The 10,507-nt window shown below is 73.7% G+C and carries 5 protein-coding genes and 2 pseudogenes; 1 reads left to right on the forward strand and 6 read right to left on the reverse strand.

Features of this window, described 5'->3' with window-relative positions; genetic code table 11:
* Nucleotides 1-127 precede the first annotated feature (127 nt).
* Nucleotides 128-4,201, forward strand: a complete 4,074-nt coding sequence (locus tag ACFPZN_RS09665; protein WP_378281495.1) for a molybdopterin-dependent oxidoreductase — start codon at nucleotides 128-130, stop codon at nucleotides 4,199-4,201.
* 13 nt (nucleotides 4,202-4,214) lie between these two features.
* Here the strand turns inward: ACFPZN_RS09665 and modA are convergent, their stop codons facing one another.
* The 6 genes and pseudogenes from modA to ACFPZN_RS09695 form a co-directional block, all read right to left on the reverse strand.
* A complete protein-coding gene (modA, locus tag ACFPZN_RS09670) occupies nucleotides 4,215-5,024 on the reverse strand; it encodes a molybdate ABC transporter substrate-binding protein (protein WP_378281496.1) in 810 nt (269 codons plus the stop codon).
* A gap of 150 nt (nucleotides 5,025-5,174) precedes the next feature.
* A complete protein-coding gene (locus tag ACFPZN_RS09675) occupies nucleotides 5,175-5,522 on the reverse strand; it encodes a WD40 repeat domain-containing protein (protein WP_378281500.1) in 348 nt (115 codons plus the stop codon).
* Nucleotides 5,523-5,624: 102 nt separating this feature from the next.
* A pseudogene (locus ACFPZN_RS09680) lies at nucleotides 5,625-6,299 on the reverse strand (WD40 repeat domain-containing protein); the annotation flags it as partial.
* 25 nt (nucleotides 6,300-6,324) lie between these two features.
* Nucleotides 6,325-8,568, reverse strand: a pseudogene (locus ACFPZN_RS09685) (protein kinase); the annotation flags it as partial.
* Between the two features lie 89 nt (nucleotides 8,569-8,657).
* Nucleotides 8,658-10,103, reverse strand: coding sequence for a class I adenylate-forming enzyme family protein (locus ACFPZN_RS09690; RefSeq protein ID WP_378281497.1), 1,446 nt, complete (start codon nucleotides 10,101-10,103; stop codon nucleotides 8,658-8,660).
* 106 nt (nucleotides 10,104-10,209) lie between these two features.
* Nucleotides 10,210-10,507 (reverse strand): thiolase C-terminal domain-containing protein (locus ACFPZN_RS09695; protein WP_417281727.1); only part of this gene is annotated, 298 nt, incomplete at its 5' end.

Below are 10,507 nucleotides of genomic sequence, written 5' to 3' on the forward strand. Positions count from 1 at the left end.
GCCTCACAGCGCCGGTGCGCCGGTTGTGTGACAGATGTAACCGTGTGTGAGTCCTTGGCGTGACATGGGGTTAACGGGCGTTTCATACGTTCAGCGCGCTGTCCCGATCCGATGAGGGGGCTGATCGTTGACCGCGCTGGATTCGCAGGCCGCGACGCAGGTGCGAACGGTCTGTTCTTACTGCGGTGTGGGCTGCGGAATCGTCCTGGACGTCACCACGGGGCCGGACGGCCGCCGGAAGGTCGTCAAGGCGACCGGCGACAAGGCGCACCCGGCCAACTCCGGGCGGCTGTGCACCAAGGGCGCGACGACGGCGGACATGCTGGCCGCGCCCGGCAGGCTCACCTCCGCGCTGGTACGGGACGCGCGCGGCGCCGAACCCGTACCGGCGGGGGTGGACGCGGCGATCGGCGCGACGGCCGCCCGGCTGCGCGCCGTCATCGACGAGCACGGCCCGGACGCGGTGGCCCTGTACGTGTCGGGGCAGATGAGCCTGGAGGCGCAGTACCTGGCCAACAAGCTCGCCAAGGGGTTCATCGGCACCAACCAGATCGAGTCCAACTCGCGGCTGTGCATGGCCAGCGCGGGCACCGGATACAAGCTGTCGCTGGGCGCCGACGGCCCGCCCGGCTCCTACCAGGACTTCGACAGGGCCGACGCGTTCCTGGTCATCGGCTCCAACATGGCCGACTGCCATCCGATCCTGTTCCTGCGCATGATGGAGCGGGTGAAGGCGGGCGCCAAGCTGATCGTCGTCGATCCGCGGCGCACCGCGACCGCCGCCAAGGCCGACCTGTTCCTGCAGGTCAAGCCCGGCACGGACCTGGCGCTGCTCAACGGGCTGCTGCACCTGCTGGTCGAGGGCGGGCACATCGACGAGGCGTTCGTCGCCGACCGCACCGAGGGCTGGGAGGCGATGCCGGAGTTCCTGGCCGGCTACCCGCCCGCCACGGTCGCCGAGATCACCGGAGTCCCCGAGGACGACCTCCGCACGGCCGCCGAGTGGATCGGCACCGCCGCCGAGTGGACGAGCTGCTGGACCATGGGGCTCAACCAGAGCACCCACGGCACCTGGAACACCAACGCCCTGATCAACCTGCACCTGGCCACCGGCGCCATCTGCCGCCCGGGCAGCGGCCCGTTCTCCCTGACCGGCCAGCCCAACGCCATGGGCGGCCGGGAGATGGGCTACATGGGGCCCGGCCTGCCCGGGCAGCGCTCGGTGCTGGTGGAGGAGGACCGCGCCTTCGCCGAGCGGCTGTGGGACCTGGCGCCGGGCACCATCCGCGCGGACGGCTCCGGCAAGGGCACCGTCGACATGTTCCGGCGCATGGCCGACGGCGACATCAAGGCCTGCTGGATCATCTGCACCAATCCCGTCGCCTCGGTCGCCAACCGCAGGACCGTCATCGACGGGCTGGAGGCGGCCGAGTTCGTGGTGACCCAGGACGTCTTCGCCGACACCGAGACCAACGCCTACGCCGACGTGGTCCTGCCCGGCGCCCTGTGGACCGAGGCCGAGGGCGTCCTGATCAACAGCGAGCGGAACCTCACCCTGGCCCCGCGGGCCGCCGACCCGCCCGGGGAGGCGCTGCCGGACTGGCAGATCATCGCCCGGATCGCGTGCGCGATGGGCTACGCACACGCCTTCTCCTACTCCGGTGCCGAGGAGATCTTCGAGGAGATCAAGGGCGCCTGGAACCCCGCGACCGGCTACGACCTGCGCGGCGTGACCTACGGGCGGCTGCGCGACACCCCCGTCCAGTGGCCCGCCCCGGACCCGGACGGCCCCGACCGCAACCCGATCCGGTACCTGGACCGGGACGGCGGCGGGCCGGTGTTCCCGACCGCGAGCGGCCGCGCGGTGTTCTTCGCCCGCCCGCACATCCCCGCCGCCGAGATGCCCGACGACGCCTTCCCGTTCGTCCTGAACACCGGCCGGCTGCAGCACCAGTGGCACACCCTCACCAAGACCGGCAAGGTCGCCAAGCTCAACAAGCTCGACCCCGCGCCCTTCATCGAGATCCATCCTCAGGACGCGCGGGAACTGGGCATCGGCGAGGGCGACACGGTCGAGGTCGCCTCCCGGCGCGGCAGGGCCGTGCTGCCCGCCGTGGTGACCGACCGGGTGCGGCCCGGATGCTGCTTTGCGCCGTTCCACTGGAACGATCTGTTCGGCGAGTACCTGAGCGTCAACGCCGTGACCAGCGACGCGGTCGACCCGCTGTCGTTCCAGCCCGAGCTCAAGGTGTGCGCGGTCTCGCTGACCAGGGTCGCCACGCGGGCGGCGATGCCGCCGTCCATCCAGGGCGGCGCCGGAGCTGTGGGCGGCGACGCCCCTCCCCCGGCCGCGGCCGTCTTCGGGCTGCAGGACCTGGCACCGCCCGTCCTGACCGAGCCCGAACGCCGCTACCTCTCCGGGTTCCTCGCGGGGCTGGACGCCGGGGCGCCGGGCGTCCCCGTCCTGCCGCCCACGGCGCCGTTCGGGCAGGACAGCGCGCTGTGGGTGAACGGCGTCCTGGCCGGCCTGTACTCCCGCGTCCCGGCCCCCGTGCCCGCGGCGGAGGCCGGGGGCACGGGTCGCGAGATGGCCGTGCTCTGGGCGTCGCAGACGGGCAACGCCGAGGAGTTCGCGGCCGCCACCGCCGAACGTCTCACCGCGGCCGGGCACCGGGTCGCGCTCCGCTGCATGGACGACACCGACCCGCGCTCGCTCCCCGGCGGCGAGCTGCTCCTGATCACCAGCACCTTCGGCGACGGCGACGCGCCCGACAACGGCTCGGGCTTCTGGGACGCGCTGGCCGCGGACGACCTCCCACGCATGGAGGGCGTGCGGTACGCCGTCCTGGCCTTCGGCGACTCCTCCTACGACGACTTCTGCGGCCACGGCCGCCGCCTGGACCGGCGCTTGCAGGAGCTGGGGGCCGTGCGGCTGGCCCCGCGCACCGACTGCGAACCCGACTACGACGCCTCAGCCCAGGCGTGGCTCGACCAGGTCCTCACCGCCCTGGAGGATCGCCCACCGGCCGCCGGTGCCGCTCCGGCTCCGCCCGCCGCTCCGGCCGCCCCCGCCCGCCGCGCCAAACCCGTCCCCGCCGCCGCCCGCCTCACCGGCAACCGGCTGCTCAGCCGCCCGGGGTCGGCCAAGGAGGTCCGGCGGTTCGTCTTCGACACCCGTGACGGCGACGCCCCGCTCGCCTACCAGGCCGGCGACGCGCTCGGCGTGCGCCCGGTCAACTGCTCCGACCTGGTGGCCGAATGGCTGGCCGCCACCGGCGTCGACGCCGGCACCGTCATCGAGCTGGACGGCGTCGGCCCCGTCCCGTTCGATGAGGCGCTGCACCGGCATCTGGACATCACCAGGATCACCCCGGACCTGCTGCGCTTCGTCGCCGAACGCACCGGCGACCGCGCCCTGAGGAAGCTGCTGCGTCCGGGCAACAAGGGCCAGCTCACCCAGTGGTCCTGGGGCCGCCAGGCCGTCGACGTCATCGCCGAGCACCCCGTCCGCGCCACCGCGCAGGAGTGGGGGGACGTCCTCAAGCGCCTGCAGCCCCGCCTCTACTCGATCTCCTCCAGCCCTCTCGCCGAGCCGCACGAGATCGCGCTGACGGTCTCCGTCGTCCGGTACGACAACCTCCACGGCCGCACCCGCAAGGGGGTCTGCTCGGCCTTCCTCGCCGACACCGCCCCCGACACGCCGGTACCGGTCTTCGTCCAGACCGCACCGCACTTCCGGCCGCCGTCCGACCCCGACACCCCGATGGTGATGATCGGCCCGGGAACCGGGGTCGCACCGTTCATCGGCTTCCTCCACGAACGGCGCGCCCGCGGTCACCGCGCCCCCAACTGGCTCTTCTTCGGTGAGCAGCACCGCGCCACGGACTTCTACTACCAGGACGAGCTGACCGGCCTCCACGACGACGGCCACCTCACCCGGCTCGACACCGCGTTCTCCCGCGACCAGCGCACCCGGACCTACGTCCAGGACCGCATGCGCGAGCACGGGCACCGCCTGTGGTCCTGGCTGCAGGACGGCGCCCGCCTCTACGTCTGCGGCGACGCGTCCCGCATGGCCAAGGACGTCGACCAGGCGCTGCGCGACATCGCCGCCACCCACGGCGGTCTCGCCCCGGACGCCGCCACCGCGTACCTCAAGCAGCTCGCCTCCGACAAACGCTACGTCCGCGACGTGTACTGACCGCTCGCAGGGTTCAGGGGCTCTCGAAACCGGCCGCCGTCAGTACGGTCCTGCCCTGTGCCGAGACCACCAGCTGGAGGAACTCCTTGGCCAGGGCGGGCTGGGGCGCCTTGGCCAGGGTGGCGATGGGGTAGTCGTTGATGGCCTGGGCGGCCTCGGGGAAGTCGATGCCGTGCACCTTGGCGCCGGCGGCCTTGACGTCGCTGCGGTACACCAGGGCGGCATCGGCCTCACCGAGGGTGACCTTGTTCAGGGCGCCCTTGACGTCCTGTTCCAGCGACACCGGCTCGACCTTCACACCGGCGGCGCCGAGGGCCTTCTGGGCGGCCGCGCCGCACGGGACCTGCTGGGCGCACAGCACCACCTTGACATCGGACCCGGCCAGGTCCTTGATGCCGGCGATCTTGCCGGGGTTGTCGGCGGGGGTGGCGATCTGCAGCCGGTTGCGGACGAAGGTCTGCGGCTGCCCCTCGGCCAGGCGCGCGTCGGTGACCGTTTTCATGGTGGCGGGGCTGGCGGCGGCGAACACGTCCACCGGGGCGCCCTGGGTGATCTGCTGGGCCAGGGTGGAGCTGCCGCCGAAGTTGAAGCGGACCTTCACCCCCGGGTGCGAGCCCTCGAAGGTCTTGCCGAGCGCGGTGAACGACTCGGTCAGCGACGCGGCCGCGAACACCGTCACCGTCTTTCCGCTTCCGGCCGATCCCCCGGAGGCGTCGTCGCCGGTGTCGCCGCAGCCGGTGACGGCCGTCGCGAGCAGGGCCAGACCGGCGACCCCGGCGGTCAGCCCGGAGGTCAGACGGGTGGTCAGGTGCTTGAACTGCACGGCGGCTCCTCAGGGGTACGGGTCACGGCCTCGGCGATCACGCGGGGGCGCCGCGACGACCCTTACCTTATCCTTGCAGAAACGACACTCCAAGCCGCATATGGCATGCATCTGCCAGTACCGTGCCCGAGCTGAGTCGCAGATGCGGAACTAGAACGCGTAGTCCCAGGCGATCTCCCAGAGCAGGAGGGAGCCGTCCGCCATTCCGGAGACCGCGTGGTGGGCGTCCGGGGTCATCGCGGCCGAGGCCACGTAGGCGGTCTTGACCTGGTGGAGGCAGCGGCCCTCCTCCAGGTCCCACCAGCGCAGCGTGGTGTCCTCTCCGCCGGACAGGGCGTGGCGGCCGTCGGCGCTGATCGCGACGGAGTTGATCTGGGCGGTGTGGTGGACGGGGAGGCGCCCGCAGGTGCCGGCGGCGAGGTTCCACGCGCATACGGCACCGCCGGTGCCGCCGGACACGGCGTGGCGCCCGTCGGGCGTCACCGCGACCGCGCTCACCGCTTCACCGTGGTCGGTGAAGGTGCGCAGGCACCGCCCGGCCGCCAGGTCCCACCAGCGCACCGTCCCGTCGGCGCCGCCGGAGAGGGCGCGCCGGCCGTCGGCGGTGACGGCCACGGAGTTGATGAGCCCGTCGTGGCCGGTCAGGGCGTGGAGGCGGCGGCCGCGGGCCAGGTCCCACCAGCGCAGGACGCCGTCCACGCCCGCGGACAGGGCGCGGCGACCGTCGGGCGCCAGGGCGACCGAGAACGTCGGCGACCCGGTGCCCAGGGGCAGGGCCGCCCGGCACCGGCCCTCGCCCAGGTCCCACCAGCGCACCGTGTCGTCGCCCACGGAGACGGCGCGCCGGCCGTCGGGCGTCACCGCGACGCCGAAGACGAAACCGTCGTGCCCGGTCAGGACGCGCAGGCACCGGCCGGTGGCCAGGTCCCACCAGCGCAGCGCCGCACCGCTCGCCGACAGGGCGTGCCGAGCGTCGGACGTGATCGCCACCGCCTTCGCGAGGTGGCTGGGCGACTCCAGGCGACGGGTCTGCCGGCTGCCGAGGACGGCGGTGCGCCGACCGCCGTGGCCGGCCCGCCGCCACAGCTCCGCCAGCGCCGGGTCGTGCCCGAAGCCGGGGACGGCCCGCGCCCGCCGCAGTTCCCCGGCGGCGCCCCGGGGGTCGCCGCGGTCGAGGAGTGCGCGGGCGGCGTCCACGCGGTTCCGGAACTCCTCCGCCTGCGCCCCCCAGGTCGAGCGTGAAACGCGGACGGCTGTAGCTCCAGGGCGCGGCACCGCCGGTCGCGAGGTCCCACCAGCGCACGGTCTTGTCGAAGCCGCCGGAGACGGCGGTCCGGCCGTCGGGGGCCATGGTCACCGCGTTGATCGCGCCGCCGGAGGCGGAGAACGTGCGCAGGCAGCGCCCGGTGGCCAGGTCCCACCAGGTCAGGTCGCCGTCCTTGTCCCCGGCGACGGCGGTGCGGCCGTCCGCGCTGACGGCGACCGCGAGGATCGTCGGAGTGATCACGTCGATCACGCGGTGGCCGTAGGTGAGGACGCGGAGGCCGCGGCCCGTGGCCAGGTCCCAGGACCGCACGGTGCCGTCGCCCCCGCAGGACAGGAACACGCTCTCGTCGGCGGCGAGGGCGATCGAGTACGCGGCGTCGTCATGGCCGGTGTAGGTGCGCACGCACCGGCCGGCGTCCAGGTCCCAGCGGCGTACGGTGCCGTCCTCGCCCGCGGAGAGGGCCTGCCGGGCGTCCCGCAGCACGATGATCTGGTTGACCGGGCCGTCGTGGCCGGTCAGCGTGCGCAGGAGGCGGCCGGTGGCGAGTTCCCACCACCAGAGGGTGCCCGCGTGGTCCCCGGCGAGGGCGAACCGCCCGTCGGCGGAGGCCGTCACCCAGCGGAAGGGCGCCCCTTTCCGGCCGGTGAGGGTGCGCAGGCAGCGGCCGGTGGCCAGGTCCCAGCACCGCACCGTGCGGTCCGGGCTCCCCGTCACCGCGAGGCGGGCGTCGGGCGTCACGGCGACCGAGAAGACCGGGTCGGTGTGCGCGGTGAGCGTGCGCAGGCAGTCGCCGGTCTCCAGGTCCCACCACCGCACGTCGCCGTCGTCGCCCCCCGACAGCGCGTACCGGCCGTCGGGGGTCACGGCCACCGAGAGGACGGTGCCGGTGTGACCGGCGAGGGTGCCCAGGCACCGGCCGGTGCGCAGGTCCCAGCGGCGCAGCATCCCCTTGTTCCCGGAGACCATGGCGTACCGGCCGTCCGGCGTCATCGCCACCGAGAGGACGGCGACGTCCTCCTCGGCGACGGTGCCCAGGAGCGCGCCGCGGCGCAGGTCCCAGCTCAGGACCCGGCCGTCCTCGGCGCCCGTGATCGCGCGCATGCCGTCCGGGGAGAGCGCGACGCCGCGCACGCGCCCGGTGTGCTCGCTCAGGACGTTCAGGCACCGGCCGGTGGTCAGGTCCCACCGGCGCACGGTGCGGTCGGACCCTCCGGAGAGGGCGTAGCGGCCGTCGGGGGTCACGGCCACCGACCAGATCTCCTCGGAGTGGCCGGTGAGCGTCGTCGCCCGGCGGTCACCCGGGCTCCATGAGCGCAGCCCGCCGTCCTCGGCGCCCCACACGACGCGCCGGCCGTCCGGTGTGACCGCCACCGTGCAGATCCAGCCGGACTCGCACCGGGCGGTCGACGACGGTTCGCCGGCGCCGCCGCGCTCCAGGTGCACCGACTCCAGCAGCCGAGCGAGGTCTCCGCCGGCCTGCTCCGCCGCCTCCAGCCGCCGTACCAGTTCGTCGTCGGTGATGAGTGCGTCGCGCCAGTGCAGCAGGCCCAGGTTGAACGTCGCGTCCGGGTGCCGCGGGTCGTCGCGCAGAGCCCGCTCCCAGCAGGACTCGGCCTCCTCTCGCCGGCCGCCGAGGAGCAGGGACACGGCCTGGTCGTAGGCCGTGATGAGCCGGTCCGCGCATTCCTGAGCGGTCGGCCGCTCGGCCGGGTCGGCGGCCAGGCAGTCGCCGAGCAGGGCCGCGACCCCCTTGGGGGCCGCCGGGCGCTGGTCGGCGTCATCTCCCGCGAACAGTTCCAGGACGGTGGCCGCCCACGAGCGGACGTCCCCGGCCATGCCGTCGTCCGCGGGCGACGCCGTCCGCCGTGCCGATCCCAAGCCGGTGAGCTTCGCGACGCCGTCGGCGGTGAGCAGCACGCCGGCCGTCCCCACGTCGCCGTGCACCACGCCCGCCTCGTGGACGGCCTGCAGCCCCCACGCCAGTTGGACGGCCATGTCGATGATCTCGCCGGCCGTGGAGAGCCGCCCTGCCCGCGCCGCCTCGGCGAGGTCGTCACCTCGCACGTCCTCGGCGACGACCTCGGGAGCCCCGTCCACGACGCGGACGTAGTGACACCCGCGGACGTTGCGATGCGGCGGCAGCCCCAGCCAGGCCCACGTCTGCTCCGGCAGGACGGCGGACTCCGCCGGGTTCACCCGCGGCCCCTCACGCGGATCGGTGACCGGATCACGCTCAGGGCCACGCCTGCGCCCGAACAGCCGCCGGCTCCTGCCCACCCTGGTCCTCCTCGCGCTGCCGCCCCGACCGGACGTCAGGCTCCCAGACCGCCGCCGGGAGGGGTCCCGGCGATCTCAGCGCGGGCCGCTCAGCCGCCGCGCGCCTTGACCATGGCGGTGCGGCTGACCTTGGTCGCGGCGCTGCGCGGGACGGCGTCGACGAACTCGACGGTCTTGGGCACCTTGTAGGCCGCCAGCCGGCCCTTGGCGTAGGCGATGACCTCGGCGGCGTCCGGCGGGGCACCGTGGTCGGCGGGTTCGACGACGGCGTGCACCCGCCGCCCCCACTCGGGGTCGCGCAGCCCGATGACGACCACGTCGGCGATCCCGGGGTGGTCGATGAGCGCGGCCTCCACCTCGGCCGGGAACACGTTGGCGCCACCGGTGATGATCATGTCGACGGCGCGGTCCTTGAGGTAGAGGTAGCCCTCCTCGTCGAGGTAGCCGACGTCGCCCGCGGTGTGGAACCCGTCCTCGGTGGCGGCGGCCCGCTTCGCCTTTCCGCGGTAGCTGTAGCCCCCGCCGATCGCCGACCGCAGGTACACGGTGCCGATCTCCCCCGCGGGCAGGTCCCGGCCCTCCGCGTCCAGGATCCGCAGTTCGGTGCCCTGGAAGCCGCGGCCGACGCTGCCCTCGTGCGTCAGCCACTCGTCGCCGCGCAGCGCGGTCAGGCCGAAGCCCTCGGTCATGCCGTAGGCCATGAAGATCCGCTCCGGCCCGATCAGCCCGGCCCAGCGCCGCACCAGCGACGGCGGCATGGGCGCCGCGCCCTGCAGGATCCACTGCAGGCTGGACAGGTCGCGCCCCTCGATACCGGGCAGGTCGGCGATGCGCTGCAGCATGGTGGGCGTCGCGGTGAAGGTCGACACCCGGTGCCGCTCGATGAGGTCCACCACGCGGGCCGCGTCGAACTTCTCCATGACCACCAGCCGCTCGCCGCCGAGCAGGTTGTTCAGGGTGGAGAAGCCGTTGGTGTGGTACATCGGCGCGGGCACCAGGATCGTCTCGGGACGCGGGATCGGCTGCCACAGCGCGGCGAACGGCACCACGCGCCGCTCGTCGAAGAGCGCGGGCCGCTCGGTCATGATCACCTTGGGGGTGCCGGTCGAGCCGCTGCTGCAGATGCCGAAGACCTGCGGCGACACCGCGTCCGGGAGGTCGGGCACCGGATCGCCGGCCGTGGCCCGGATCCAGGCGATGTCGGACGGATCGAGGTGCACCTTCGCGTCGATCACCTCCCGCACCCTCGCCAGCTCCCAGTCCGGCAGATCCCAGCGCATCGGCACCGGCACCGCGCCGAGCTTCCACGCGGCGAGCGCGCCGAGGACGAACTCGGGGGTGTTGCGCAGCGCGAGGCAGAGCCGGTCGCCGGTCCCCAGCCCCCGGGCCGCGAGCGCGCCGGCCAGCTGGCCCGACCTGCGGTGCAGCTCCTCCCAGGTGAACGTCACCTCCTCGCCGTCGAGCAGGCACAGCCGCAGCGCGATCTCGTCGGGGCGCTCGCCGGCCAGCGCGGCGACCCGTCGGCCATAGCTCATCGGACCGTCCAAGGCACCTCCATCCAGAACTTCAATGTCGACATCGATATTGAGTTACTGTTCGCCGGGTGTCAAGGCGTTCGTCCGGGAGAAGGACCCGCCCGCGTCAAACGGAGAGGATGGAGACTCCGGCGGTGCCGGGTGCTCCGTAGAGCTGGGCGTAGCCGACCCGGGGCTGGCCCGGGACTTGGCGTTCTCCGGCCTGGCCTCGGAGTTGGAGTACCAGTTCGTGGACCTGGCGCAGGCCGGAGGCGCCGATGGGTTCGCCGTTGGCGATGAGACCGCCGTCGGTGTTGACCGGCAGCCGCCCGCCGATCTCGGTGGCGCCCTCGGCCAGCAGCCGCTCCTGCTCGCCATCGGCGCACAGGCCGTTCTCGGCCATGTGGATGATCTCCGCGCCCGCG

Origin of the sequence: Actinomadura rugatobispora, assembly GCF_042656285.1 — a bacterium.
In the GTDB taxonomy this organism is placed as follows: domain Bacteria; phylum Actinomycetota; class Actinomycetes; order Streptosporangiales; family Streptosporangiaceae; genus Spirillospora; species Spirillospora rugatobispora.